The organism is Pseudomonas sp. NBRC 111132, assembly GCF_001320565.1.
GTDB classification, from domain to species: Bacteria; Pseudomonadota; Gammaproteobacteria; order Pseudomonadales; family Pseudomonadaceae; genus Aquipseudomonas; species Aquipseudomonas putida_P.
In genome coordinates this window covers 101580-127128 of record NZ_BCBI01000010.1, presented here as the reverse complement: position 1 = coordinate 127128, position 25549 = coordinate 101580, and the positions used below count along the sequence as shown (strand labels likewise).

Annotated in this window: 21 protein-coding genes; 10 read left to right on the top strand and 11 right to left on the bottom strand. The window is 64.0% G+C overall.

Going from position 1 to position 25549, the window contains the following annotated elements:
• Positions 1-39: 39 nt before the first annotated feature.
• The 3 genes from dsbG to dsbD are packed head-to-tail and all read right to left on the bottom strand — an operon-like array spanning position 40 to position 3351.
• Entirely contained in the window at positions 40-798 is a 759-nt protein-coding gene (gene dsbG, locus APH35_RS07360; RefSeq protein WP_060514491.1) for a thiol:disulfide interchange protein DsbG, read from the bottom strand.
• A 1-nt stretch (position 799) separates the two neighbouring features.
• The gene (locus APH35_RS07355) at positions 800-1636 is read right to left on the bottom strand and encodes a TlpA disulfide reductase family protein (protein ID WP_012273391.1); all 837 of its coding nucleotides are present in this window, start codon (positions 1634-1636) and stop codon (positions 800-802) included.
• The gene (gene dsbD, locus APH35_RS07350; protein ID WP_012273390.1) at positions 1636-3351 is read right to left on the bottom strand and encodes a protein-disulfide reductase DsbD; all 1716 of its coding nucleotides are present in this window, start codon (positions 3349-3351) and stop codon (positions 1636-1638) included. The genes APH35_RS07355 and dsbD overlap by 1 nt, the downstream gene beginning before the upstream one ends.
• 280 nt (positions 3352-3631) lie before the next feature.
• On the opposite strand from dsbD, the gene APH35_RS07345 reads away from it, so the two are divergent.
• The 5 genes from APH35_RS07345 to APH35_RS07325 are packed head-to-tail and all read left to right on the top strand — an operon-like array spanning position 3632 to position 9744.
• Positions 3632-6463, top strand: coding sequence for a xanthine dehydrogenase family protein molybdopterin-binding subunit (locus APH35_RS07345; protein WP_012273389.1), 2832 nt, complete (start codon positions 3632-3634; stop codon positions 6461-6463).
• The gene (locus APH35_RS07340; RefSeq protein WP_012273388.1) at positions 6456-6992 is read left to right on the top strand and encodes a (2Fe-2S)-binding protein; all 537 of its coding nucleotides are present in this window, start codon (positions 6456-6458) and stop codon (positions 6990-6992) included. Before APH35_RS07345 ends, APH35_RS07340 begins: the two co-directional genes overlap by 8 nt.
• A 2-nt stretch (positions 6993-6994) precedes the next feature.
• A complete protein-coding gene (locus tag APH35_RS07335; protein ID WP_012273387.1) occupies positions 6995-8206 on the top strand; it encodes a cytochrome c in 1212 nt (403 codons plus the stop codon).
• A 3-nt stretch (positions 8207-8209) separates the two neighbouring features.
• Entirely contained in the window at positions 8210-9181 is a 972-nt protein-coding gene (locus tag APH35_RS07330) for an XdhC family protein (RefSeq protein ID WP_012273386.1), read from the top strand.
• Entirely contained in the window at positions 9178-9744 is a 567-nt protein-coding gene (locus APH35_RS07325; RefSeq protein WP_041166551.1) for a nucleotidyltransferase family protein, read from the top strand. Before APH35_RS07330 ends, APH35_RS07325 begins: the two co-directional genes overlap by 4 nt.
• Before the next feature lie 15 nt (positions 9745-9759).
• Here APH35_RS07325 and APH35_RS07320 read toward each other — a convergent pair whose 3' ends face one another.
• Genes APH35_RS07320 through APH35_RS07310 form a run of 3 tightly spaced genes read right to left on the bottom strand, consistent with a single transcriptional unit; the run spans position 9760 to position 12386 of the window.
• Entirely contained in the window at positions 9760-10383 is a 624-nt protein-coding gene (locus tag APH35_RS07320) for a GAD-like domain-containing protein (protein ID WP_060514490.1), read from the bottom strand.
• 23 nt (positions 10384-10406) lie between these two features.
• Positions 10407-11024: a GAD-like domain-containing protein gene (locus APH35_RS07315; RefSeq protein ID WP_041166760.1), complete on the bottom strand. Its 618-nt coding sequence runs from the start codon at positions 11022-11024 to the stop codon at positions 10407-10409.
• A gap of 15 nt (positions 11025-11039) precedes the next feature.
• A complete protein-coding gene (locus APH35_RS07310) occupies positions 11040-12386 on the bottom strand; it encodes a DUF6861 domain-containing protein (RefSeq protein WP_060514489.1) in 1347 nt (448 codons plus the stop codon).
• 235 nt (positions 12387-12621) lie between these two features.
• Between APH35_RS07310 and APH35_RS07305 the strand changes: the two genes are divergently transcribed.
• From APH35_RS07305 to APH35_RS07295, 3 genes are all read left to right on the top strand, one after another.
• Complete coding sequence (locus tag APH35_RS07305) at positions 12622-13305, top strand: response regulator (protein ID WP_012273381.1); 684 nt, start codon at positions 12622-12624, stop codon at positions 13303-13305.
• The gene (locus tag APH35_RS07300) at positions 13302-14624 is read left to right on the top strand and encodes an ATP-binding protein (RefSeq protein WP_060514488.1); all 1323 of its coding nucleotides are present in this window, start codon (positions 13302-13304) and stop codon (positions 14622-14624) included. Before APH35_RS07305 ends, APH35_RS07300 begins: the two co-directional genes overlap by 4 nt.
• A gap of 214 nt (positions 14625-14838) precedes the next feature.
• Positions 14839-16230, top strand: coding sequence for an aspartate aminotransferase family protein (locus tag APH35_RS07295; protein ID WP_012273379.1), 1392 nt, complete (start codon positions 14839-14841; stop codon positions 16228-16230).
• A 40-nt stretch (positions 16231-16270) separates the two neighbouring features.
• Here APH35_RS07295 and APH35_RS07290 read toward each other — a convergent pair whose 3' ends face one another.
• Positions 16271-17239 (bottom strand): siderophore-interacting protein, encoded by a 969-nt coding sequence (locus APH35_RS07290; RefSeq protein WP_060514487.1) that lies wholly within the window; start codon positions 17237-17239, stop codon positions 16271-16273.
• Between the two features lie 73 nt (positions 17240-17312).
• Positions 17313-18434 (bottom strand): cupin-like domain-containing protein, encoded by a 1122-nt coding sequence (locus APH35_RS07285; protein ID WP_012273377.1) that lies wholly within the window; start codon positions 18432-18434, stop codon positions 17313-17315.
• A 141-nt stretch (positions 18435-18575) separates the two neighbouring features.
• Between APH35_RS07285 and APH35_RS07280 the strand changes: the two genes are divergently transcribed.
• Complete coding sequence (locus APH35_RS07280; RefSeq protein WP_060514486.1) at positions 18576-19544, top strand: alpha/beta hydrolase; 969 nt, start codon at positions 18576-18578, stop codon at positions 19542-19544.
• Between the two features lie 39 nt (positions 19545-19583).
• Here the strand turns inward: APH35_RS07280 and pvdN are convergent, their stop codons facing one another.
• Positions 19584-20876: a pyoverdine-tailoring periplasmic protein PvdN gene (gene pvdN / locus APH35_RS07275; protein ID WP_012273375.1), complete on the bottom strand. Its 1293-nt coding sequence runs from the start codon at positions 20874-20876 to the stop codon at positions 19584-19586.
• Between the two features lie 17 nt (positions 20877-20893).
• Entirely contained in the window at positions 20894-22240 is a 1347-nt protein-coding gene (pvdM, locus tag APH35_RS07270) for a pyoverdine-tailoring dipeptidase-like protein PvdM (protein ID WP_060514485.1), read from the bottom strand.
• Between the two features lie 187 nt (positions 22241-22427).
• Here pvdM and pvdP point away from each other — a divergent pair, with 187 nt between their 5' ends.
• The gene (pvdP, locus tag APH35_RS07265) at positions 22428-24050 is read left to right on the top strand and encodes a pyoverdine maturation tyrosinase PvdP (protein WP_060514484.1); all 1623 of its coding nucleotides are present in this window, start codon (positions 22428-22430) and stop codon (positions 24048-24050) included.
• An 83-nt stretch (positions 24051-24133) separates the two neighbouring features.
• On the opposite strand, the gene APH35_RS07260 is transcribed toward pvdP, so the two are convergent.
• Positions 24134-25549 (bottom strand): efflux transporter outer membrane subunit, encoded by a 1416-nt coding sequence (locus APH35_RS07260; RefSeq protein ID WP_060514483.1) that lies wholly within the window; start codon positions 25547-25549, stop codon positions 24134-24136.

Here is a 25549-nt window from a genome sequence, read left to right as displayed (position 1 = left end):
CTCCTACAGGATCTGCGTTTGCCCTCAGGTCATGGGGGCTCAGCGTTTGCCGAGTATCTTCCCAAGCATCTCCGGCCGCGGTGCCCCTTGCTGACTCTGCAGGTTGCCTTGCTCGTCTTGATAGAAAATTGCCGGGGTCGCCTGCAACCCCATCTCTTCCATCAACGCCATGTTGGCCGCCAGCTTCTGCTGCACCGCCTCCGGCACTTTCTCCAGTGGTTTCAGGGTGCTGGCCTTGCCGGCCTTCTCGTGTTCCTGCAATGCCTTGGCTGGGTCTTTCGCGGCCAGCAGCGCCGCCGACTTCCCTGGGCTGTCCTCGCGGATGATACCGACCATGATATGGCGCAACTGCACCTTGCCCGATTCCACCCACGGCCGTGCCTGCTCCCAGAACATGTTGCAGTACGGGCAGTTCGGGTCACTGAACAGGTACACCTTGCGCGGCGCGTCGGCCTTGCCGTCGGCGATCCAGGCGGTCTTTTCCATCTTGGCCCAGATTGCCTTGCTCATCGGCGCATACACCAGCTTCTCCAGCGGCTCGGCGCTAAGGTCCTTACCCTGTTCGTCGAACAGGCTGCCAACCAGCACATGCTTGCCGTCGGGGGTGAGGTACAGGGCCAGGGCGTTGTTCTGGTATTCGGCGGCGTAGCCGCGCAGGCCGTTTGGCGCATCGAAGCTGCCTTTGATCACGGCCCCCTTGGCTTGCAGTTGCTGAACCGCTTTGGGCAGTTCTTCGGCCTGCAGGGCAGGGGCGGCCAGCAGGGCCAGGGACAGGGGCAGCAGTGCAATCAATCGCATGTCAGTTTCCTTGTGCGGCAGGGGCGGGCGCAATGGCCCGGTCGAAAGGTTCCAGGGCGTGGCGCAGGCTGGCCCGGGACAGCTCGCCCAGGTGGCTGCCGACCAGCCGCCCGTCGGCGTCGTAGAACAGTGTGGTGGGCAGGGCCATGGAGCCGACCCGCTGGGCCAGCAGGCCGGTGCCGTCGAACAGTACGTGGGTCAGGCTCAGGCCGGTGGTGGCGAGAAAGGTGCTGACGTTTTCCGGGGTTTCGCCCTGGTTGACGAACAGGAAGGTCACATGCGGGTAGTCGCTTTGCGCCTGTTGCAGCACCGGCATTTCGCGTCGGCAGGGCGGGCACCAGGTGGCCCAGATGTTGATCACCAGCGGTTTGCCACGGTAGCTATGCAACGCGACGGGTTGGCCGCCGGCGTTGCGCAGGCTCAGTTCGGGCAGCTCGGTGCCCTTGCTGTACAGGTGCCCGCCAAGGCTGGCCAGGGCCCAGAACAGCGCACCGCTGAACAGTGCCCAGCCCAGCGGGCGGCGCAGGCCAGGGTGTCGCCAGCCCTGCCACAGGGCGCCGAGGACGATGCCGGCCAGGCCCGACCAGAACAGGAAACCACCATCACGGATGTCGATGATTTGCAGCAGGTCGTCCTGGTACATCGGCCAGTAAGCCAGCACGAACCCGGCGCGGGCACACAGCAGGCCGATCAGGAACAGATTGAACAGTGCCGATTCCGGGCTCTCGCCGCCACGCCTGGCGACCCACCAGCCGACCACGCAGGCAATCCCCAGGGCGGTGAGCATCAGCAGGTGGTTGAGGGCCATGGTCAGTGGCCCAAGTGTTACGGTCAGCATCAGCCTTGGCTCCTGGTCTGGGTCCAGTGTTGCTGGAACGCGGCGGCGTCCACTTCACCGGTGATGCGCCGCGCACGGCGTTCTTCGCCTTCCGGGCCAATCCAGATGATGCTCGGCGGGCCGGGTACCTGGTAGCGCTGCAGCAGGGCTTTGCTGGCCGGCGTGTCGGCGGTCACGTCCAGGCGCAACAGGTGCACACCGGCCAGGCCGGCTTGCACGTCGCTGCGGGCGAACACCTGCTTTTCCATGACCTTGCACGACACGCACCAGTCGGCATAGTAGTCGAGCATCACCCACTGGCCACGGGCCTTGGCCGCATCCAGTTCACGTTGCAGGTCTTCGGGGCGGCTGACGGTGACGAAGCTGTCTTCGGCCTGTTGGATGGCGACCGGTGCAGCACCACCGCCAGCGAACGGGCGCAGCGGCTGCCAGAGGTCGTCGCCACCGGCTGCCGCGCCTACCAGCAACAGGCCGCCCCACAGGGCGCCCAGCACAGGTACCGCGCGCATCGCTGGCAGCCGCTGCAGGGCCGGCCAGGCGGCCCAGGCCAGGGCGATCAACCAGGCACCGCTCAATGCCAGCAACAGGGTGGCAGGCAGCAGACTGCGCACGGTGTACAGCGCCATGGCCAGGAACACGAAGCCAAATACGCCCTTGACCCGGTCCATCCAGGCCCCTGGGCGCGGCAGGTAACGGTTGCCCAAAGTGACCAGCAACAGCAGCGGCACGCCCATGCCCAGGCCGAGGCTGAACAACACCAGCGCCCCTTGCAGCACATCGCCACTCTGGGCGATGTACAGCAGCGCGCCGGCCAATGGCGCGGTCATGCATGGGCCAAGCAGCAGGCCGGAAAGCGCCCCGAGCAGCGCTGCGCCGTACAGGTTGCCGCCACGGGTACCTTGCCCGGCACGGTCAAGGCGGTCACGTAGGGCGGCGGGCAATTGCAATTCGAAGGCGCCGAACATCGGCAGCGCCAGCAGCACGAACAGACCAGCCAGGCTGCCCAGCAGCCAAGGTTGTTGCAGCCAAGCCTGCAGGCTGGCACCTAGCAGCGCGGCGACCACACCCAGTGCGGCGTATACCAGGGCCATGCTCAACACATAGACCCCGGCCAGCAGCCAGCCACGCCGGGCGCTGGCGCCATTGCCCAGCACCAGCCCGGCGAGGATCGGCAGCATCGGCAGCGAGCAGGGGGTAAAGGCCAGCAGCAGGCCAAGGCCGAAGAACGCCAGCAGGCTCCAGGCCAGGTGGCCTTGTTGCAGGCCGCTGGCCAAGGCTTGGTCGCTGGCTTGCTCGGCAGCGGGTGTCACACTGCCGCCTAGGTCGATCAGCGTGGTTTGCGGTGGGTAGCACAGGCCAGCGTCGGCGCAGCCTTGCCACCCTAGGCGCAATTGCCCCTGGGCATTGGCCGGCAGCAGCAGTTCGAGCTGGTCGCGGTACACCGCGCTGTCACCGAAAAACTCGTCATGGTGGTTGAGCGCCGGTGGCAGCGGCGGGTGCTGCTCGGCAGGCAGGCCGTCGAACTTCAGGCGCTTCTGGTACAGGTAGTAGCCAGGCTTGATTTGGAAGTACAGGCGCATCTGGCCGTCGGCCTGGCGGTCGTGGCTGAGCACGAAGGCCTGGTTGACCGGCAGGAAGTCTGGTTTTACCTCGAACGGGTTGGCCTGCAACGGGCCGGCCAGCAGTAGTGTCAGGAAGAGCAGGAGGACGCGCATGTCTTCGCCTTGGCAGATCTAGGAATGGGGCCATGCTGGCTGGGGTCGATTAACCCAAGGTTAACCCGGTCCTACAACGGCGGTCCTACAGATCCGTGCGTCAGTTTGGACACACCGCGACATATTGTCGGCTTGACTTTGCTTATGCCCATATTCTTGTTGTAAAGTTGACACACAGGTCAATTTTTTCTGACCCGCGTGACAAGGTTCTCACCCTTCCGAGTCCCCCGCACAAGAATCAAAAAGATGGGCAGACCCCCTGCTGCCCAGAGGATCAAGCATGTCCAACCGTGATATTTCCCGGCGCGCCTTTTTGCAAGGCGGCCTGATCGCTGGTGTCGGCGTGACCATGGCGCCACTTGGAAGCCAGGCATTTGCCGCACTGATGGAGGAACGCGTCACCACTTCGCCGCAGAAGTGGATGAACCATGACGGCAAGGCGCGTTTCCGCAACGATGCCTTGTCCAAGGTCTGTGGCGACAAAGTGTTCGCCCGTGACATCCGTGCCAAGGACATGCCCGGCTGGCCCGCCCAGCAGGGGCATGCGCTGTTGCTCAAGGCAACCAAGGCCGACCGTATCTATGCCGGCCATGATCTGAGCCTGCTCGGTGCCGAGTTGCAGCCGGACCGGGTTGTCACTGCCGCCGACCTGGAAAAGGATGGCATCGCCTGGCCTGAAGCCCATTCGCCCGACCCGTTGCTGCCGCCCGGCAAGGTGCCGATGTTCATCGGCCACCCGGTGGCGATCCTGATCTGGCACGACTTCGAGCGCTTCCGCCAGGCCAAGCGCAAGCTGCAGTTCAATGAGCAGGCGATACGTTACGGTGCCCAGGCACCGCTGTATCAGCGTGACCCTTACGGCAGCTTCCGCTTCGTGCGGGTGGGTGGCGCCACGCCGTTCGACGACGATGAATTCTCCAGCCTGAAGAATTCGATGTTGTTCCCCACCATCCTCAACCGCAAGCCGGTGTGGTCCAAAGAGCCCAACCAGCACGGCGACCTGACCGAGCAGGGGCTGTTCTACGCCAAGCGCATGGCCGAGCAACTGGACAACCCGCCCGAGGACTGGCTGGTGTTCGACGAGCGCTACAAGACGCCGTCCATCGAACCTGCCGCACTGGAACCGGACAACGGCAATGGCTGGTACGACCCGGCCACAGGCACGCTGCATTTCGTGGTTGCCACCCAGTGCCCGTTCGAAGTGGCGCAGGAATGCGTGCACATGATCAAACCGTCGCGCTTCGCCCTCAACACGCTGAATATGCACCCCGGCTACACCGTGGGTTACGGCTCGAAAGACAACAACATCTTCGTCTTCTACGCCGCTGTGGCCGCGTTGTACGGCGCCGGCGTGCCGATCCGCCTAGCCAACGACCGTTATGAGCAGTTCCAGAGCGGCATCAAGCGCCATGCCTTCGATATCCGCTACCAGTTGGCCGTGGACAAGAAGGACAACAGCTTCAAGATCTTCCGCGCCGACATGAGCTGCGATGGCGGCGGGCGCATCAACTACAGCCCGTCGGTGGCGGCGGTGGGTGCCACTGCAGCGCAGTCGATCTATTACATGCCGCAGAACGATCTGTCGGTTACCGCCTACCATTCCCGTGGTGTCGAAGCTGGCTCCATGCGCGGCTACGGCACCCTGCAGAGCATGGCGGCGACTGAGATGATGGTCGACGAAATTGCCGGCCGCCTGGGCGTCGATGCCATTGACCTGCGCCGCGCCAACGCGCTGAAGTCGGGTATGAAGAACACCCAGGGCGCGGTCCCGGCGGGTGCATTGCGCCTGTACGAGATTCTCGACAAAGCCGCTGTGCATGAATGGTGGCGCAATCGCGACACGCGCAAGCAGCAGATGGACGCGCAGGACCAGGACCACTGGTACGGCGTAGGCTTTGCGATCTGCCAGAAAGACTTCGGCACCGGCTCCGAAGCACCGATGGCCAGCATCGAATTCAGCCGCGACGGGCGCATCAGCCTGCGCCACATCGGCACCGAACTGGGCACCGGCATGTCCACCTCCCAGGCCCTGGTGGTCAGCGACTTCATGGGCCGCTCGGCGGACGAGGTCAGGACGGCGGTCACCGAATGGCCAGAGCTGCAACTGAGCACCAGCGGTAACCCGTACCTGATCAGCCAGGCCGAGCAGGATGCTGCGCTGCGCAACCCGCGCTGGGTCGGCAAGCTGGCGTCGCCTTCGTCGGCGACCAACTCGGCCTTCTACTTCAGCCATGCCACCCGCGAAGCGGCGCGCGTACTGTTCAACCATGGCCTGTGGCCGGCGGCCATGGCCATCTGGAGCCAGGGCCCACATGGCGGCCAGGCCAACCCGCTGGTGGTGCGTCGCGAGAACGCGGTGTGGGTCAACGGTGAGCTGACCGGCAACGGCCTGGCGCCGATCCCGTTCGCCCAGCTGGCGCAGAAGGCCCATGACATGGGCCTGGTCACAGGCGTGAGCGTGCACGGCTTCAACCGCTGGAGCTGGGCCGAGGCCGACTTCGTCATCGACGGCGTGCGCGAGCGCTTCCCGCTCGACGCGGTGGCGGTGAAATACGGTGACGGCGCGGTGAATGCCAAGAAGGCGCAGATGAGCAGCCACGGCTACCACCTGCTCGATCGGCAGAACGCCGCCTATCCCGACACCCAGCTGAACAACGCCATGGTCACCTACTACAGCCCGGTGGCGACCATCGTCGAGGTCAAGGTCAACAAGGGCACCCATGAAGTACAGGTGCTCAACCACCACAGCTGGATCGAGTGCGGCCGGGTGCTGGTGCCGGAGCTGGTCAAGGGCCAGCTCGAAGGCGGTATTGCCATGGGCATCGGCCACGCGCTGACTGAAGAAATGCCAATGTACGAAGGCGGGCCCGGGGAGGGCGACTGGAACTTCAACCGCTACCGCCTGCCGCATGCGCGCGACGTGGCGGTGTGGAAGCAGACCAGCGAAATCCTCCCGCCGCTGTCACCGACCGACCCGTCCAAGGGCATCGCCGAGGTGGTGATGATCCCGGTGGTCGGTGCCATCGGCAATGCCGTCGCGCATGCCATCGGCAAGCGCGTGCGCGATCTCCCCATTACCCCAGCCCGTATCAAGGAGGCCCTCAATGGCTAACCGTCCACTGCAACTGACCCTCAACGGTCAACCGGTCGGCCCGGTCGAGGTCCCCGCTGACCTGGCGATGATCGACTACCTGCACGAACACCAGAACCTCACCGGTTCGCGCCTGGGCTGTGGCCAGGGCATCTGCCACGCCTGCGTGGTGATCGTCGACAACCCCGACGGCACCAGTGAGGAAGTACGCACTTGCATCACCGGTGCCCATTATTTCGAGGGCAAGAAAGTGCGCACCATCGAAGGCCACGCCAAGCCGGACCAGAATGGCAACCTCACGCTGAACCCGATCCAGCAGAAGTTCGTCGACCTGTTCGCCTTCCAGTGCAGCTACTGCGCACCGGGCTTCGTCAATGCCGCCACTGTGCTGGTGGAAACCGCCCAGCGTCAGCCACTGAAGAAGAGCGAGGTGGAAGACCGCATCGAGGCCAGCCTCGGTCACCACATTTGCCGCTGCACCGGCTATGTGCGTTATTACGACGCCACCCGCAAGGTGCTCAATGACCTCGGCCTGGTCAAGGAGGGATGAGCATGGGCTTCGTACGTAGCGCATTGGCGCTGGGCTTGGCTCTGGCCGTCAGCTCGTTTGCCCTGGCCGCCGACGAGGCGCAGGTCAAACGCGGTGAATACCTGGCCCGCGCGGCCGACTGCATGGCTTGCCACACTGCCGAAGGCGGCGCACCGTTTGCCGGCGGCCTGCCGATTCATTCGCCGTTCGGCACCATTTATGGCAGCAACATCACCCCGGACAAACAGTACGGCATTGGCAGCTACAGCGCCGACGAGTTCTTCGCCGCAGTCACCGAGGGCAAGCGCAAGGACGGCGCCAACCTGTACCCGGCAATGCCGTACACCTCGTATCACCTGATCAAGCGTGAAGATTCGGACGCCATCCTCGCCTACCTGATGACCATCCCGCCGATCAACCGCCCGGCCCCGCAGACCGCGCTGCGCTTCCCGTTCAATGTGCGGATGGGGCTGAGCGGCTGGAACATGTTGTATGGCAAGAGTGTGCAGTTGCAGCCAACCGAGGGCAAAAGCCCGGCCTGGCAGCGTGGCCAGTACATGGTCGAGGTCATGGGCCATTGCGGCGAATGCCATACCCCGCGCAACCCCATCGGCGCGCTGCAGCAGGACCAGCGCCTGACCGGCGGCCTGCTGGGTGGCTACCTGGCGCCGAGCCTGCTGGCCCAGGACCTGGCCGAGCGCGGCTGGACCCAGCCGGACCTGACTACCTTCCTCAAGCACGGTATCAGTGCTCAAGGCAGCATGTTCAACGAAATGTTCCCGGTGGTGCACCACAGCACCCAGCACCTGGAAGACGCCGACCTGGCGGCCATGGCCACCTACCTGCTGGGCGACCAGCCACCGCCGGCCAAGGCCATCCAGGCCGTTGCCCTGGAGCAGATGAGCGACAGCGCCAAGCGCGGCCACCAGCAGTACCTCAACGTCTGCGCCGGCTGCCATGGGGTCGATGGTGAGGGCAAACCGCATATCGCCGTGGCCATGCGTGGCAATACCGTGCTGCGCCAGGGCGATTCGCGCAATCTGGTCAAAGTCATTCTCGAAGGTATTCGTGAACAGCAGTTCACCGGCTTCGAGCGCATGCAGCCGATGCCGGGCTTTGCCGGCAAGCTCGATGACCAACAGGTGACGGACATGGTCAACTACCTGCGCCAGGCCTGGGGTGGATTGCCCGGTGACCTGAACGTACAGCAGCTCGCCGAGCTGAAGGCGGAGTAACGCGTGCAGCATCTCGATCTTCAGGTGATCCGGCAGGCCTTGCAGTGGTCGTGCAACGGCCAGCGGGTGTGGTTATGCACGGTGCTCGCCACCTATGGTTCGGCGCCCCGCGCGCCGGGCTCGCTGCTGGCGGTGAATGCCAGCGGCCAGTGGCTGGGGTCGTTGTCCGGTGGCTGCGTCGAAGACGACTTCCTGGAACGTGTAGCCCTGGGTGAATTCCCGGAGCCGGTGGCCATCGTGCGTTACGGCGACGGCAGCGACTCGCGTTCGAGCATTCGCTTGCCGTGTGGTGGCGTGCTTGAGGTTTTGGTGGAGAACCTGCCGGCCGAGTGCGAGGTGCAGGCGCACCTGCGTGAGCTGGAAAGCGCACTGCAGGGCCAGCGCCGGGTGCTGCGCGAAGTACGCCTGCCCGAGGGCTTGCGTCAGTTGGCCGACGACCACAGCCAGGGCCCGCGTGTCGAGCGTGAGCGCGACCGCGTGCGCCTGCGCGTGGGGGCCGCCCAGCGCCTGCTGCTGGCCGGCTACTCCAGCGTCGCGCATTTTTGCGCCGAATTCGGTAAAGGGATGGGGTTTGAGGTCATCCTGTGCGACCCACGCGACGAAGTGCTCGACGGCGTGGTGCTGGACGGCATCGAGGTGCGCCGTGAACTGCCGTCTGAATTTATCGCCAACGGCGGTTGCCATGCCGACACGGCGGTGGTTGCATTGACCCATGATCCGAAAATCGATGACCTGGCCATGCTTGAAGCGGTGCGTACCGAAGCGTTCTACATCGGCGTGATGGGCTCCAAGGCCACCTCCGACAAGCGTCGTGAACGCTTGCAGCGCATTGGTGGCCTGTGCTCCGACGAGCTGGCGCGCATTCATGCGCCGATTGGCCTGAACCTGGGCAGCAAGACCCCGGCTGAAATCGCCCTGGCGGTACTGGCCGATATCCTGCGCCTGCGCAACGGCATCGGGCGGGCTGCGCTGTGAGCGTGGTGGCGTTGGTGCTGGCGGCAGGGCGCAGTGTGCGCTTCGGTGCTGACAAGCGCCGTACGCTGATGGCCGATGGTCGCAGTTTGCTGGTGCACAGCGTCGAGCGGGCCTGCGCGGTGTTCGATGATGTGCGGGTGGTGTTGCGGGAGGGTGAGCGGGGTGAGGATCTGGGCCTGCCGGCGAACTGTCGGGTCATTGCTAGCTCGGACTACACGCTGGGTATGGGCCATAGCCTGGCGGCCGGCGCCGCTTCGCTGGTCGACAGCCAGGCGCAGGCGGTGGCGATACTATTGGGGGACATGCCTTGGCTAGCCCCGCAGACCCTTGCCCGGCTCGCTGCTGCGGCCGAAGCCTCGAACATTGTACTGCCACTTCATGGTGGGCAACCGGGGCACCCGGTACTGTTTGGCCGCGATTTCTGGCCGGCGCTTTCAGGTCTGATGGGGGATGAGGGCGCGCGTTCGGTGGTGAAGGCGCACCTGGCGAGTTGCATTAGGGTTGAAGTGCAGGACGCCGGGATCTTGCAAGATGTGGATCAGCCTGAAGCGCTTCATCGCTGAGCGCGTGGGTTGTGTCTATTCATCTTCCTCTTCGTCGCGTTCATAGGGTTCGAGGTCGGCCATTTGCGAGAGCAGGATCAAATGCACTTCGCTGTCGAGCCGCTGCAGGCGGCTCAGTTTGGCAGGCCCCCCCAATACAAGGGCGGGGACGAAGGCGTACATCTCGTCAACCGTCAGTTCGCCGAGTGCTTCCCGGGCTTCGTCGAACAGGCCCAGGTCGATGTTTTCAGTCATGGCCCACACCAGGAGGCTTTGGATCTTACTGTCGCGTTCTTCGCTGCTTGAGCTGGGTGCGCTCAGGAAAAAGCGAGAATGATAGGCCGCAAGGGTCAGGATGGCGCCGGTTCTCTCACCCCACAGGTACAACTCCCCAAAGGCGCTGCGGGCGATGAGGTGGTAGGTGTCGTGGGCTTCGAAAGGGGTGCCGGCCAGCCAGGCATCCACCACCGCTTCGTACTTGTGCGGGTCGACCAGCCAGAAAAGACCACCCCCGTAGCCGCACCAGCCATGCGCCTTCCAATAGTCGAGGAGTTGGCCTGGGAGTTTGTCCTGGTAATGGTCGAAGACCGAGGACGGTACGGGTTGGTGGCCGATGGTTTCGCCGAAGGTTTCGAGGAAGAGGCTGTAAATGGCGTCCATTGTTTAAGTCCTTTTAGGTGGGGTTAGAAGTCGGAGAAGCTGTAGGGTTCGAGTGGGCAAATCTGAGAGAGCAATAGCAAGTGCTCGACAGCTTTGACTTTCTCAAGGTGATCAAGGTCGCAGGGGCCGCCGAATGCTAAAGCGGGGACGAAACCATACATTTCATCGCAGTCGAGGATGCCTAGTTTTTTCTTTGCTGCTGTAAATAAGCCATCAAAATCGTTGTAGGTTTTTTCAATTGAAAGGAAGAAGTTTTGGACCTCTTTGTCCATGTCGTTGAGGGCGGATGCATGGCTTGCGAAAGAGTATTTGGATACTGCGGCATCGATGGTTAGCGAGAATCCGGTCTTTTCACCGAATAAGTAAAGGTCACCGAAAGCGCTACGACCTATCAAGTGATAGGTATCCTGTTTTTCTAGGTCTGTGCCTTCTATCCATGAGGCAACTACCCCTTCGTACTCTTGAGGATTCACAAGCCAGAATAGACCGTTACCGCACGCGCACCAGCCGTGTTCTATCCAGTAATCAAGTAAACGCTCTGGTAGTTTTCCTGTAAAGCGTTGAATGCTTGATGGGGGGGGCTCCTGGCGTTTGGTGATGGGGCCATTTTTCTCAAGGAATCTGGAAAATATTTCGTCCATGTTCATCTCGTTTAATTAGCATTTATGAAGCTTTACATTCATTTTGGTTGAATTTATTTCTGTGAGTGGAACTTGCTTTGCTGCGGATGTCAGTGCGGTAACCTTGCCTTTCCATTGAGGGCCAATGGTTGAGTTTACTTGCTTGTCTCCGAAGCCTGAAATGATGTCTTTTCCTCCGGCAACGAGGTCTGGATTATGTAGTGCAGCTATAGATGCCATCGTTTCTTTTGCTTGGTTGAAGGCAAGTTTTTCTGCTTCCAGTGGAGACATATGTTGAGATAGCTCTCGCTGTAATCGTTCTTGTAGCTCACGTTGAAGCTTGAGCCTAGCGACTTTAGCGACACGTGGGTCTCGTTTTACCGGATTGGCAACGTTCTCCAAAAACTCCTCGACCGTCAGCCGATTCAACCCATCCTGCTGTCCCTTCAACTGCCGTTCAAATTCGGCATGCTTGGAGGCCGGCAATTTGTCTGCCTTGAAACATGCCACCGTATGCAGCGGCATGCTACCGGGCTTCCCTGTCGGGGGCTCTTTGTCTTTTCCCGCCGGCCGATTCGGCTGCATGGGTTGCGGCTCTTTCGCTGCTCCTTTGCGCCGCTCCGGCACTTGCAGGTCCGGCCGTTGCTTCAATGCCTCTTCATGCTTGAGCATCCATTGCCCGATCCGCGCGCCTTTCGGGCTGGCGGCCATTTGCTGGGCAAGCGTACCTGCGTCACCGCGTCCGCGGGTTAGATAGGAAACCATTGCCCCCAACAGCAGCATCACGATTTCCACATGGCCGATGGCTATGTAATGCGCCGCCTGGCTGATGGCAAATGGGCTGTCTTGACTGAAAGCATTCAAGCCTTCTTCGCCGCGCGTGCCATCCCAGGCGATGCCGATACCGCGCAGGTAGTAATCGCCGATGCGTGGCAGGCCTTCGACGAAGAACTCGGCGAGTGAGGCGATGCCCAGCGTGCCGAGGATCCAACCGCTTACCTTGAAGCCAATGGCAGTGCCGGCGACACCTCCGGGAATGGCTCCGGCTCCTCCGGCGAAGGCGCCGATACCGGCACCGAGCATGCCCCCGGTGACGGCGCTGCCGGCGACGATCATCGCCATTTGCGTGGCGATGCCGAGCAGGTCGGCGAGGATGTTTTTTACATCGAGGTCGGCGAAGCGCTGGTACAGCAAATTACCTGCCATCGTTTCGGCCTGGTAAAAGGCCCGCCGGACGCTGTCCACACGGCGCAGGTTGAGTGCTAGCGAGGGCACTTCCTGATTGAGGTAAGTACGAAAATGGGCGCCTCCCTGATAGCCCATTTGATGGGTGATGCGTGACTCGATCTCTTGCCAGGAAGGCACGAGGTAATCCAGATACATGCGGTGTCTCCCTGACAGCGTGTGCAGGGGGAAATACCATCATGGATTCGCATCGGAGGTTTCTGTGTTGGCTGTAGGAAAATTCGACGCATATGCCTGCGTGTTAGGCGAAGTTCAGCGTTCAGTGAATATTCGCGAATCGGGTGCCCATCCCCATGCACTCCGCATCAGTCCATAATCCCCCCTTAATCGCCCTATAGTGCAATGCCAGCCACACCACTGCGGGAGCCCCACCATGCACGTTCTGCTCTGCGAGGACGACGACCTGATCGCCGCCGGTATCTGCGCCGGCCTTACCGCCCAGGGGCTGACCGTGGACCGGGTGGGCAATGCCGCCGATGCGCGCGCGATGCTGCAGGCCGCGCAGTTCGACGTGATGATCCTCGACCTTGGCCTGCCCGATGAAGACGGCCTGAAGCTGCTGCGCCGCCTACGCGAGAAGGGCGAAACGCTGCCAGTGCTGGTGCTCACCGCCCGCGATGCCGTCACCGACCGGGTGGACGGCCTGCAGGCCGGCGCCGACGACTACCTGCTCAAGCCGTTCGACCTGCGCGAGCTGGCTGCTCGCCTGCACACCCTGCTGCGGCGGGTGGCCGGACGGGCGGTGAACGTGATCGAACACGGCCCGCTGCGTTACGACCCCAGCAGCTGCGAGGCGACCCTGGCCGGGCAGCCGGTCGACCTGTCCCGCCGCGAGCAGGCGTTGCTCCAGGCACTGCTGCAGAACCCCGGGCGGGTGCTGTCCAGCGAGCAGCTCAAAGACTGCGTGTACGGGTTCAGCGACGAAGTCGAAAGCAATGCCCTGAACGTGCATATCCACCACCTGCGACGCAAGCTGGGTAACGGCATCGTCGAGACCGTGCGCGGCCTGGGCTACCGCCTGGGCCCGGCGCAGGCACCGCACGAGGCTGCATCATGAGCCTGCGGGTACGCCTGAGCCTGATCCTCGGCAGTGCCTTCGTGATCATCTGGGTGCTGGCCGCCGCGTGGATGCTGCGGGACTTGCGCCAGCAAATGATGTTTTCCCTCGACCAGCGCCTGGTGGCCTCGGCGCGCATGGTCGCCGGGCTGATCGACCAGCTGCCGCAGCCGCTGACCGCCAAGGGCGGGGAGGCGCACTTTTCCGCCGACCAGTTCAGCGTACCGGACGGCATGGCTTGCCAGGTCAGCTCGCTGCGCGGCGAGATCCTCGCCAGCAATCACAAGCACGATGGCGCCATGGACGACGAGCGCAGTGGTTTCCGTGACCAGACCATCGACGATGCGCTGTGGCGCACCTTCACCTACAACCATGGCGATGTGCGCATCACTACCGCCGACCGGCACATGGAGCGCGAAGCGCTGAACCAGTCGATTCTGCTGGCCGCTTCGGCGCCGGTGCTGATGGCCCTGCTCGGCAGCCTGGGGCTGCTGTGGATTGGCCTGGGCAAGGGCCTGGAGCCGCTCAACCGCATGCGCGATGCGTTGCGCCGAAGGCGCGCGGACAGTGTCGAGCCGCTGCAGGTGGCGGGCATGCCCAGCGAGTTGCAGCCATTGTTGGAAACCCAGAACCAGTTGTTCCTGCGTATTGCCCAGACCATCGAGCGCGAGCGGCGCCTGACCGACGATGCCGCGCATGAGCTGCGCAGCCCGCTGACCGCGATCAAGACCCATCTGCAGGTGGCCCGCATGACCGACGGTGCCGTACGCGAACAGGCGCTGGAGCATGCCGAGCAGGGCACCGACCGCATGCATCGCACGCTGGAGCAGTTGCTGATGCTGGCGCGCGTGGAAGGCAGCCTGTCGTTCGAGGATGGCGTGCAGTGCAGCGCCGAACAGGTGGCGCGGCAGGCGGTGCAGGATGCCGGTGGCGGCGACAACCGACGCATCGTGCTGCACTTGCCGGAAGAAGCGACGCAAATCTACCTGGGCATGCCGGCACCCTTGGCCGTGGCAGCGCTGCGCAACCTGCTGGACAACGCCCTGCGCCATGGCGGCGAAGCGGCGGTGGAGCTGGACGTTCAGATGGCTGACGGCCAGGTGGGCTTCATGGTACGCGACCATGGGCCGGGGATTGCCGAGGCGGATCTGGAGCACCTGACCGAGCGCTTCTGGCGCAATGGGCAGAGTGGTGGCTGTGGGTTGGGGCTGGCGATCGTGCAGGCGATCGTGCAGCGTTGTGCCGGTAGCCTGCGGTTCGACAGCCGTAGCGATGGGTTGCGGGTACTGTTGCAAGTACCGGCGCGTTCGGTGCATTGATCTCCAGTGCCTGTACCGGCCCTTTCGCGGGGTAAACCCGCTCCCACAGGTGTTGCACAGGTTCAAGGGGAGTGGGATCCCTGTGGGAGCGGGTTTACCCGCGAAAGGGCCGGCACAGGCAGAGTAAAATTCAGTAACAACCGCTAAATCCTCCCAGCACTCAAGCGTTTCCCAAGCGATAACCGCTCATTCGCTTGCTTGCGAGGATTCACCTATGTCCACCGCTTCCAGCCTTGCCCAGGTTCCGCCGGCCAGCGTGCCGCAGTCCTTGTACGAATTCACCGATTCGCCCTTGCTGCAACGCCAGCAGCAACAGGAATCCAATGCCCGCAGCTATCCGCGGCGCATTCCGCTGGCGCTCAAGCGTGCCCGCGGTATTTATGTGGAAGATGTCGAAGGCCGCCAGTTCATCGACTGCCTGGCCGGCGCCGGCACGCTGGCGCTGGGCCATAACCACCCGGTGGTGGTCGAGGCGATCCAGCGGGTACTGGCCGATGAGCTACCCCTGCACACCCTGGACCTGACCACGCCGGTCAAGGACCGTTTTGTCCAGGACCTGTTCGCCATCCTGCCCGAGGCGCTGCGCCGAGAGGCCAAGGTGCAATTCTGCGGCCCGACCGGCACCGATGCGGTGGAGGCGGCGCTCAAGCTGGTGCGCACGGCCACTGGCCGCAGCACGGTGCTGGCGTTCCATGGCGCCTACCATGGCATGAGCCAAGGGGCGCTGGCGCTGATGGGCAGCCACGGGCCGAAACAGCCGCTGGGCGCCTTGCTCGGTAACGGCGTGCAGTTCATGCCTTACCCCTACGACTACCGCTGCCCGTTCGGCCTGGGAGGCGAAGCCGGGGTCAAGGCCAACCTGCATTACCTGGAAAACCTGCTGCTCGACCCGGAAAGCGGCGTGCCTCTGCCGGCGGCGGTGATCCTTGAGGTGGTACAGGGCGAGGGCGGGGTTATTCCAGCGGATATCGAGTGGCTAAAGGGGGTGCGCCGGATTACCGAGCAGGCCGGCGTAGCGTTGATCATTGATGAAATCCAGAGCGGCTTCGCCCGTACCGGGCGTATGTTCGCCTTCGAGCATGCCGGCATCGTGCCGGACGTGGTCACCTTGTCCAAGGCCATTGGCGGCAGCCTGCCGCTGGCGGTGGTGGTGTACCGCGACTGGCTGGACACCTGGAAGCCAGGTGCGCATGCCGGCACCTTCCGTGGCAACCAGATGGCCATGGCAGCGGGTTCTGCGGTGATCAACTACCTGGTCGAGCACCGCTTGGCCGAGCATGCCGAGGCCATGGGGCTGCGCTTGCGTCAGCACCTGTTGCAGCTGCAGCGGGAGTATCCGCAGTTGGGTGATGTGCGCGGGCGCGGGTTGATGCTCGGGGTAGAGCTGGTGGACCCGCAGGGCAAGCTGGATGCCTTGGGTTACCCAGTGGCCAACCGCGAGCTGGCGGCGAAGGTACAGCGTGAGTGCCTGAAGCGAGGGTTGATCCTGGAGCTGGGTGGGCGCCATGGCGCGGTGGTGCGCTTCCTGCCGCCGTTGATCATCAGCGACGAGCAGGTCGACGACGTGGCGCAGCGCTTTGCCCAGGCGCTGATCGCATCGGTGTGACCAGGCGCCGGGGCTGCGCAGCGGCCCCGGCATTTTCACTTCAATCGAAGGTCCGCCCGGCCCGCCAATACCCCATCAAGGTCAGGCACTCCCGCTGCAGCCCGCGCGTTTTGATCAGGTACCGGCGAATATCCATCACCGTCGCCGATTCACCCGCTACCCAGGCATGGAACACACTGCGGGTGCTGCTTGCCTGTTCCCACAGAATGCGCGTATCGATATCCACTTCTTCCAGCTTCGCTCGCGGTGCAGCATGCCCCTGCGGCAGGCTGGCCAGCTCACGCACGGCATGCTGCATGGCCTGGCCGTGTTCGCACTGCAACACCTCACGCGGCAGCCAGTGCAGCTCGGTGGCGTTGCCATGGCGCAGGTCCAGGCAATCCGCCTCCAGCGGTACCTCGATGAACGCCTGCACCGCCAGGTCGGGCTGGTTGTCGGCCAACTGCTCAAGAATGCCGGCAATCGCTGGCAACGCCGTTTCATCACCAACCAACAGCACATTGCGTACACCTTGCGGCGGATTCCATTCGTAGCCACCGGGGTCGCCTGCGTAGGCCAGGTTGGGCGCCACCATCTGCAAGCCGTCACCCACTTGCGCGTGGGTGGCCCAGGCCGAGGCGGGGCCGTTGACGCCATGCAGAACGAAGTCGACATCCACCTCCAGTGCCTCGCAACGCAGGGCGCGGATGGTATAGGTGCGCATCGGTGGACGTTGGGCGGGTGGCAAGGCGCTGTGCGCGGCCTTCCAGTGCAGCTCGTTGCTCAGGTTGGGCAATGAGCCGTCGGGGGCGGGAAACAGCAGCTTTACGCGCTGGTCCGGCGCCAGGGTGAGCATCTGGGCGACATCCGGGCCGGTGAACACCAGGCGGGTCAGCGACGGGCTGAGGTGGATGCGCCGGGCAAGCACCAGGTCGAAGATACGGTAGGCGCCGGTGGCCGGTGCGCGGCCTTTGATCAGGCGGCGCAGGCCTTGTTGCAGCGCTTGGGTGATGCTGGCGGAGCTGGACATGCGGGGGTCCTTTTGCAAGCGGTTTCCTCTAGGGACGAGCCGCTGGCGCCGCAAATTAACCCCGACGCTGCAGTTACCAGCCGCGCCCGGAGTTCACCCAGAAGTTCACCGACAGCGAGGTAGAAACCGACTCCACCTGGTGGAACCAGCCCTCGGGCAGGAACAGCAGGTCGCCAGCCTGCAGCACCACGCGTAGGAACGGCACGTCGCGCGCCGCCGGGAAGCGCTGGTAATCCGGTGCGTCGGGGTTGAAATCACAGCCATCGAGACCGCCCTTGGGGCTGGTCGACCAGGTGCCCAGGGCAGGGCGGTGATGCGGCGCGGCAAGGATGAACGACTTCTGCCCCCAGACCTGGGCGAACAGGTTGTCGGCATCGTCACGGTGCAGGGGCGTCAGGGTGCCCTTGGGGCCGATCCAGATGCGCGGTGCGATGAATTTGTCGCGGCTGAAGTACTGCGGGTGGCGGATCAGCGTCAGCAGCTTCTCCGGCACGATGTTGTTGCCCATGTAGGCTGGGGTTTCACCGGGTTTGGCCGGGGTGTCCAGCGAGGCGATGAATTCGGCCATGGACGTAGAGCGGAAGTCACGGTCGGTGGAGAAGGTTTTCTTCACGTAGTCGCCGTGCCGGGTGATGCCCTGCAGTTCGGCGAAATGCTCCAGCGATGCCTGGCGGCCCATGGTGAACAGTGGCCAGTCCTGCAGGGCATCGCTGATGACCACCGGTGTACCATGCACCAGGTACTCGCTCTGGAAACGTGACAGTGGCATGTCGTTGCGCGCAATGCGTGCCACCTCGCGCTGTACTGGCTGCGCGGCCGACACCCGCTCGCTGAGGCGGGCCGGGGTCGGGTAACGCTGGTTCATCGACACTTTGGCCGCTGTGGCGCCACGGCGGGCGTTACTGATGATCTGCGGCAGCAGGGTGGCCAGGCCCATGTTGCCGGTGATCTTCAGGCGTGCGCTGGCGAACAGTTCCTCGACGTTGGCGGTGCCGCCCATGATGCCCAGGAAGTCGCGCTCGGCCACCTCGATGGTGACATCCGGGGCGTTGTGCCGGCCGGCGCCTGTGCGGCTGCTGTCGCGCACCTCCGACCAGAAGGCCTGGTCCTGGCCAAAAACGAACTGGAATACGCCTTCTATGCCGACGGCATGGGCGTTGGCGAACAGTTTGCTGAGGATGCTCTGAAGGTCCACGGTGTGCCTCTGGCGGTCTTTCGTTGTGCAGGAGTAACGAGCGCCTGCACCAACGATTTAGCCGTGTGGCGGGTAATTTTTCGGTGCGCTGCTACGTCCCGTAGGGATGTTCGAGTCACATTGTTCACCCAAGGAACCCTCATGGCACTGCACCCTGATCTGGCGGCATTTCTGGAATTGGTCGAGTTTGGCCGGCTGACGGGCAGGAGCCTGCCCATGCACGCGATGGACGTGGCCCAGGCCCGCGCCGAGTTCGCCGGCAGCTCGCAGGTGCTCGACCCGAGCCCGCCGGGCAATGTCACGGTCAGCGAACTGCAGGTTACCGCGCGCGATGGCGCCCGCCTGGGCGCGCGCTTGTATCGCCAAGGCGAGGCCAGCGCTGCCTTGCAGCCGGTGATTTTCTACCTGCACGGGGGCGGCTATGTGGTTGGCAGCCTCGACTCGCACGATTCGGTTTGCCGCCGCCTGGCGGCCTTGGGCGAATTTGCGGTGCTGGCGGCGGATTACCGGCTGGCACCGGAACAGCAGTTTCCGGTGGCCTTGCACGACGTGCTGGATGTCGCCAACTGGCTGGCCGAACAGGCAGCGACGCTGGGCCTGGATAACCGCCGGGTGGTGTTGGCGGGGGACAGCGTGGGCGCCAGCCTGGCGGCAGTGCTGGCCATCACGGCGGTCGAGCAACCCGAAGCACTGGCGTTCAAGCCGCTAGGGCAGCTGCTGTTCTACCCGGTGACCGATATTTCCTGCCAACGGGCTTCGCACCGCGAGCATGCCGAGGGCTATCTGCTGGAGACGCCCACGCTGGAGTGGTTCTACCAGCACTATGCGCCGCAGCCTGAGCAGCGGCTGGACTGGCGGGTATCGCCGTTGCTGTCGACGCTGCGTACACCGCTGGCACCGGCTTACCTGTTCGTGGCCGAGTACGACCCGTTGCATGATGAAGGCATCGCGTATCGTGACTGGTTGCTGGCAGGGGGCACGGCGGTGACCTTTGCGCGGGTTGAGGGGTTGACCCATGACTTTTTGCGCATGTCGGGGATTGTGGGGCAGGTGGATGGGATTTACCGGGATGTCGGCGAGTGGTTGCAGCAGGTTGGCGGCCAGTTCTGACTTGAGATTACCGGGGGCCGCAAAGCGGCCCCCAGGGCCTCACCCGCGAACGCGCTTCTTCAATGCCTCCACCAACCGTTCGATCTCGCCCTCGGTGTTCAGCAAGCCAGGCGCCGTGCGCACCACTGGTCCCGCATCCCGCGATACCGCATCCACCACAATGCGCTGGCTGTTAAGGTGCTTGGCCACCTCGTCGGCATCCTGCCCCTTGACCCGGAAAAAGCTGAACCCCGCCGAGTAGAGGGCGCTGCGCGGTGTCACCAGCTCGATCCCCGGCAGTGCCTCCAGGCGCTGCTTGAGGAAATCATTGAGCCCATGGATACGCGCCTGCACAGCCGCCTTGCCCAGCTGCAGGTGCAGCTCGAACGCCTTGCCCAGTGCCCAGCGGTGCTCGAACGCGTGGTAGCCGCCTGGAGTCATTATCGTGGCGAAATCTTCATTTTCCGAGAAACTGGCGATGGTCGGCGTCAGCTGTTTCAGTTCGGTGGATGCCGCGCAGATAATCCCGGTCCCTCGCGGCCCGAACATCCATTTGTGAGTGCCGGCAATGAAGTAGTCGCAGTTGAAGTCGGCAAAGCGCACGTCTTCGACACCAAAACCGTGCACGCCATCGATCACATAAATAATCTGGTCGTTCTCGTCGCGCTGGCGATTGACCTCGCGCACCAGCTTGCCGATCTCGCCCACAGGCAGCTTCACGCCGCTGCCCGAATGCACCCAGGTCATGCCCAATACCCGGGTTTTCGGCCCGATCGCGGCTGAGATCGTGGTCAGTACCTGGTCGGTACTGACCTTGGCGGGGTCTTCGAACAGGCGCAGGCGTCGCACTGGGGTGCCGTCGCGCGTGGTGCGAAAACCCATGGTATGGCGCGCCGCCGAATGCTCGTGCACGGTGGTGAGAATTTCCTGCCCTGGCGCAATCTTCAGCCCGCCATAGATCAGCCCCAGGCCCTCGGTGGTGCTGCCGGTCAGGGCGATTTGCCTTGGGGTGACTTCAAGATAGCGCGCTGCCCATTCACGCACGGCGGCTTCGTGCTTCCATTCCGACTGACTGTCCCAGTCCACCATGCGTGCCGGCTGGCGGTCGAACTGGGCGCGCAGGGCCTCGATCGCTTCGCGCACGGGCCTTGGGTGCGAGGTGATCAGGAAGTTGGCGAAGTGGGCGTAGGCCGGGTCCAGCTCGAAAAGCCCGCGAAACGCGGACCAGTCATCGGTCGAAACGGGTTTGGCAGGTGTCGCGTGGGCGGCGGGCAGCAACGGGCCGGGGCCGGTCAGTGGCAGTGCGGCTGCCAGCAGGCCAGCCTGCTTGAGGAAGGTTCGACGGTCGTTCATCACGGTGCTCGAAAATGTCAGGGAGACGAAGTGGCAACAGGCTGCGCGGCGCGCTGTACCTGCTCCCACACGCGCAGGAAGTTGCCGCCCCAGAGCTTGGCAATATCGGCTTCGGAGTAGCCGCGGCTGATCAGCTCGGCGGTGACGTTGCGTGCTTCACTCGCGTTCTGCCAGCCATCGATGCCGCCACCTTCGTTGAAGTCCGAACTGAGGCCGACATGGTCGATGCCAACCTTGCGCACGGTGTAGTCGATGGCATCGCCATAGTCCTTGAGCGTGGCGGGTGGTTCTTCGTCGAGAATGCCGTACAGTTCGTTGGCGTACTGCCCGACTTTCTGCTCGGGCCAACCGGCGATCACCGGGTCACCGGGCATCAACGCGTAGTTGAGGTTGGCCAGCGGCGGAAGGTCGTAGCGGGCGCGCAGGGCGTTGAGTTTGTCCTGGGTCTTGCTGCTCAGCGGCTTGAGGTAGGTGGAGAAGGCCACCAACTGGATCACCCCGCCGCTGTCCTTGATCAACTGCAGCTCTTTGTCGGAGAGGTTGCGGTTAATGTCGACCATGGCCCGTGGCGCCGAGTGCGAGGCTACCAGCGGCGCGCGGCTGAGGGCGGCCACCTGGGCCAGCGCCTTGCTCGACATCTGTGACACGTCGATGATCACGCCCAGGTCATTCAGCCGTTGCACGGCGCGCTTGCCGGTCTGTGACAAGCCTTCCAGCGCATCGACGGTGTCATTGAAGAACGGCAGCGGGCGCGAAGAGTCGGCCCAGCTGTTGTTGCCCACGTAGCTGAAGCCGAACATGCGCACCCCGCGCGCGGCCCAGCGGTCGAGCTGGTCGATGTCGTCACCCAGTGCATAGGCGTTGAGCATGCTGAGAAACACCGCAAACTTGCCTTCGCCGTGCAGGCGCCGCATGTCTTGCGGGGTATAGGCAATGCCAACCTGCTGCGGGAAATCGCGGACCATCGCGGCAATGGCGTTGTAGCGCACTTCCTGGGTGTGCCGGGCGGCCTCGACGAAGCCTGGAGTAGGGCGGTGCGGGCCATCATTGCCGGTCCAGGATTCAGGCCAGGCAAAGATGGTCAGGGCAGCGCCAGACAAGCGCCCGCGTGCGGCCTTGGTCAGGTCGAAGCGGCCATCGCCATCCTGGTCGGCCTCGCTGCCTTCGGTGCCGAAGGTCAGCGGCAGGGTGATATGGCTGTCGAACGAGAGGATGCGTTCCTGCAGGTCGTTGGCCTGGCGGGTCACCTCGCGAGAATAGCCGGCTGGGGTGGCGAAATAGTGCCAGGCGGCAAGCCCGGCGCCGGCGGCAACCGCCGCGGCCAGGCTGATAAACAGGGCTTTCTTCCAGCGTGGAGTCGTCATCTTGGTCTCAGTTGGTTCACCGTCGAGGGATGGGCACAGAGGCCGCCGCTACCTGCAGTGAACGAGCTCGCCAGGCAAAAATTTAGCCAGTGCCAGCAGCCGCGCGCCGCTAAATTTCGCCGACCGTGCAACGTTCTAGCCTTGGACGGGCCGTGCTCCATGGCCGCAATGAATGCACAGGTATGCAATGACGATTTCCCGACGCGGTTTCATCGCCGGCGTGGCATTGACGGGTGTGGTGGTGCCGGGTGCGCTGGGGGCACTGTATGTGCAGCGCCAGCGGGAGGAAGCCGAGGCGTTCCCGGAAACCCCTGGCGAGGCCGTGGTCGAGCTGGCCGATACCCCTTTGCAGCAGTTGGGCGACAGCTTGCGCGGTATCTGGCGCTGGACCCTGCAGGGCAAGGATGCGGGGCTGGATGGCCTGCCGGCAGGCGAACTGGAGTTGTTTCTGGATGTAGCCGCTAGTGGTCGTGCGCTGCGCGGTTACCTGGACACCCCCGAACGCCTGCGCGGGGCCGAGGAGCCGCGCTACCGGGTGGTCGGCGACCTGCTGGCGGACAAACCGGGCACCTTGCGCTGGCGGCTGTTTTCAACCCAGGCGCACTATGAGTGCGATATCGTGCTTGATGAAGTCTGGGGCCGCTTCGGCAATGCCGGGCCGGCCACCCTCAACGGGCGCATCGCGCGCATGGACCGTGCGCTGACCTTGCCGGTTGAGGACAACCACTTCCTGGCCCTTAAGCGCACTTTCCCCGAAGCGCGCGAACGTACCCCGTTGAACCCGCAACTGCTGGCTTGGCTGATCGCCCCGGAGCATCGCCTGTTTCATCAGTTGTGGCACTCCTCGCGGGACAAATGGCACAAGCTGGACAAGAGCAAGCAAGGTGCCTTGCGTGGCCTGGGCTGGCAGCCGGGGCCGCGTGACCGCGAGCGTGATGCACGCGGCCGGCACAAGGACCGCAACGGCTCGGGCGAGGACTTCTTCTTCATGCACCGGCACATGCTTGGCAGCGCCCGTGCCCTGCAAGACCTGCCTTCCTGGCCGCGCTTCCCATTGCCGCAACCGGAGCTGGAGCGTGACCGCGCAGGGTTTGCCCGGTACTTCGACAACCACGACGGCAACGCCCTGCCACCCACCTGGCTGGCCAGTGGCGACGAGGAGTACACCCAGTGGGTGCGCGACATCAAGACCCCGGACACCTTTCACGGTAACTTCCAGGTCTGGGAATCGCGCTACACCGACCCCCAGTACCTGAGCACCCTGACCTTGGGCCAGTTCGGCTCGGAGGTTGAGCTGGGCCTGCACGACTGGTTGCACATGCGCTGGGCGTCGGTGCCGCGCGACCCTTCCAACGGCATGCCGGTGCCGACGGCGCGCACGCCGGACGATTTTGCCGAACGCTGGTTCACGGCGGACAACGACTTCCTCGGGGACCCGTTTTCTTCCCATGTGAACCCGGTGTTCTGGCATTTTCACGGCTGGATCGATGACCGCATCGAGGACTGGTTCCGTGCCCATGAGCGGTTGCACCCGGGTGAGGTGCGGCGCCTTGAAGTCAACGGCGTGCCGTGGTTTGCGCCGGGGCGCTGGGTCGAGGTGGCGGACCCTTGGCTGGGGCCGGACACCCATGGCTGCTCGACGGTGCCGGGGCTGCGGCCTGGGCGTAGCGTGGAGATGGACCCGGAGACCATGAAGCTGGCGCTGCGCATCATCTACAGCGATGAAGACCTGTTCGACAAGCTGCGGCCCAAGGTGCCGCAGCGGCCGTGGTATGCGCGTAACCTCAAGGTGGCAAAGCGTTCGGGCTGACTGGGGGCGCGTTGCGCCCCAATCGCGACGCAAGGCCGCTCCCACAGATTGGACTGCGCAGCAGCCCCAGAAGGCGACCCGGCCTAACGTTCGAGTTGCCAGCCTCCCCCTAACGCTTTGTACAACGCCACACTGCCCTGCAGCCGGGCCAAACGCAATCGCGCCTGCTGGTCCTGGGCCACATACAACGTGCGTTGGGTCTCCAGTACGCTCAACAAGGTTTCGGCACCCGCGCCATAGCGCTGCTGTGCCAGGTCGAACGCCAACCGCGCCTGCTGCACTTCCTCGTCCTGCCATTGCCGCTGACGGTCCACGCCCTGGATTGCATTGAGCGCTTTTTCGACATCGGCAAAACCCGCCAGGATGCTGCTGCGATAGGTCTCCAGCAACTCAGCCTGTTCAGCCTCGGCCAGTTCACGCGCTGCGCGTAGCCGGCCGTTGTTGAAGATTGGCGCGACCAGGCCACTGGTGAGGGTGTAGTAGGAGCTGTCCAACAAGTGGGCAAAGGTATTGGAGCCAGCACCCAGGTTGGCCCCCAAGGTCAGCTTGGGCAGCATGGCGGCGCGGGCGACCTGCACATTGGCACTGGCGGCCGCCAACCGCGCTTCTGCGGCGGCAATGTCTGGGCGTCGGGTGAGCAGTTCGCTGGGTACACCACTACCAATGGCTGGCCATTGCAGGGCATCGATCGCTTCCTGGCTGTTGGGCAGTGACTGCACCGGGTCGCCAAGCAGGGTTGCCAGGGTGACGCGGCTGTCTAGCCACTGCTGTTCCAGCAACGGCAGCTGGCGTTGCTGGGTGGCCACCAGGCTGCGCTGCTGGGCCAGTTCCAGGCGCGTGGCGGAGCCGCTGCGCTGGCGTGCCTCGACCAGGCCCAGCACGTCCTGGGCGTTGCGCAGGTTGAGGCGGGCGATACGCAACTGCTCCTGCAGGGCCAGGCCCTGCAGGTAGCTGTCGGCGACCGCGCTGACCAGCGTCAGCTCCACGGTCTGGCGGTCGAAGCGGCTGGCGTCGAGGCTACGCAGGGCATTGTCGCGGGTTGCGCGTAGGCCGCCCCAGAAGTCGATTTCGTAGCTGGCGCTGAGCTGGGCGTCGAACGAAGTGCTGGTGCGCTCGCTGCGGCTGACATCAAGCTGGTCATTGCCGTCGCCATGCAACAGGCGCTGGCGGCTGCCGTTCAGGCCCAACTGCACTTCTGGCAGCAAGGGGGCGCCGGCCATGACCGCGCGGGCCTGGGCCTGGCGCACCCGTGCGGTGGCGCCGGCCAGGTCGTGGGCGTTGTCCAGGGCATGCTGTACCAGGCGGTCCAGTTCACGGCTGGCAAAGGCGTGCCACCACTGTACCGTCGGTAGATGTGCCGACGGCGCTGGGGCGTCACCTTGCCAGGCGAGTGGTGCGACGATGCCGCTGGAGGGGGTGGGTGGCGTGCTGCAGGCGGCGAGGGTTGCACACAAGGGCAGGCACAACGTCAACAGGCTGATGCGGCTAGGCAATGTCAT

Bases quoted from the DNA above. Each gene is read 5' to 3' on its own strand.
- dsbG (WP_060514491.1), bottom strand. From the start codon at position 798: ATGCGATTGATTGCACTGCTGCCCCTGTCCCTGGCCCTGCTGGCCGCC.
- APH35_RS07355 (WP_012273391.1), bottom strand. From the start codon at position 1,636: ATGCTGACCGTAACACTTGGGCCACTGACCATGGCCCTCAACCACCTG.
- dsbD (WP_012273390.1), bottom strand. From the start codon at position 3,351: ATGCGCGTCCTCCTGCTCTTCCTGACACTACTGCTGGCCGGCCCGTTG.
- APH35_RS07345 (WP_012273389.1), top strand. From the start codon at position 3,632: ATGTCCAACCGTGATATTTCCCGGCGCGCCTTTTTGCAAGGCGGCCTG.
- APH35_RS07340 (WP_012273388.1), top strand. From the start codon at position 6,456: ATGGCTAACCGTCCACTGCAACTGACCCTCAACGGTCAACCGGTCGGC.
- APH35_RS07335 (WP_012273387.1), top strand. From the start codon at position 6,995: ATGGGCTTCGTACGTAGCGCATTGGCGCTGGGCTTGGCTCTGGCCGTC.
- APH35_RS07320 (WP_060514490.1), bottom strand. From the start codon at position 10,383: ATGGACGCCATTTACAGCCTCTTCCTCGAAACCTTCGGCGAAACCATC.
- APH35_RS07315 (WP_041166760.1), bottom strand. From the start codon at position 11,024: ATGGACGAAATATTTTCCAGATTCCTTGAGAAAAATGGCCCCATCACC.
- APH35_RS07310 (WP_060514489.1), bottom strand. From the start codon at position 12,386: ATGTATCTGGATTACCTCGTGCCTTCCTGGCAAGAGATCGAGTCACGC.
- APH35_RS07305 (WP_012273381.1), top strand. From the start codon at position 12,622: ATGCACGTTCTGCTCTGCGAGGACGACGACCTGATCGCCGCCGGTATC.
- APH35_RS07300 (WP_060514488.1), top strand. From the start codon at position 13,302: ATGAGCCTGCGGGTACGCCTGAGCCTGATCCTCGGCAGTGCCTTCGTG.
- APH35_RS07295 (WP_012273379.1), top strand. From the start codon at position 14,839: ATGTCCACCGCTTCCAGCCTTGCCCAGGTTCCGCCGGCCAGCGTGCCG.
- APH35_RS07290 (WP_060514487.1), bottom strand. From the start codon at position 17,239: ATGTCCAGCTCCGCCAGCATCACCCAAGCGCTGCAACAAGGCCTGCGC.
- APH35_RS07280 (WP_060514486.1), top strand. From the start codon at position 18,576: ATGGCACTGCACCCTGATCTGGCGGCATTTCTGGAATTGGTCGAGTTT.
- pvdN (WP_012273375.1), bottom strand. From the start codon at position 20,876: ATGAACGACCGTCGAACCTTCCTCAAGCAGGCTGGCCTGCTGGCAGCC.
- pvdM (WP_060514485.1), bottom strand. From the start codon at position 22,240: ATGACGACTCCACGCTGGAAGAAAGCCCTGTTTATCAGCCTGGCCGCG.
- pvdP (WP_060514484.1), top strand. From the start codon at position 22,428: ATGACGATTTCCCGACGCGGTTTCATCGCCGGCGTGGCATTGACGGGT.
- APH35_RS07260 (WP_060514483.1), bottom strand. From the start codon at position 25,549: ATGACATTGCCTAGCCGCATCAGCCTGTTGACGTTGTGCCTGCCCTTG.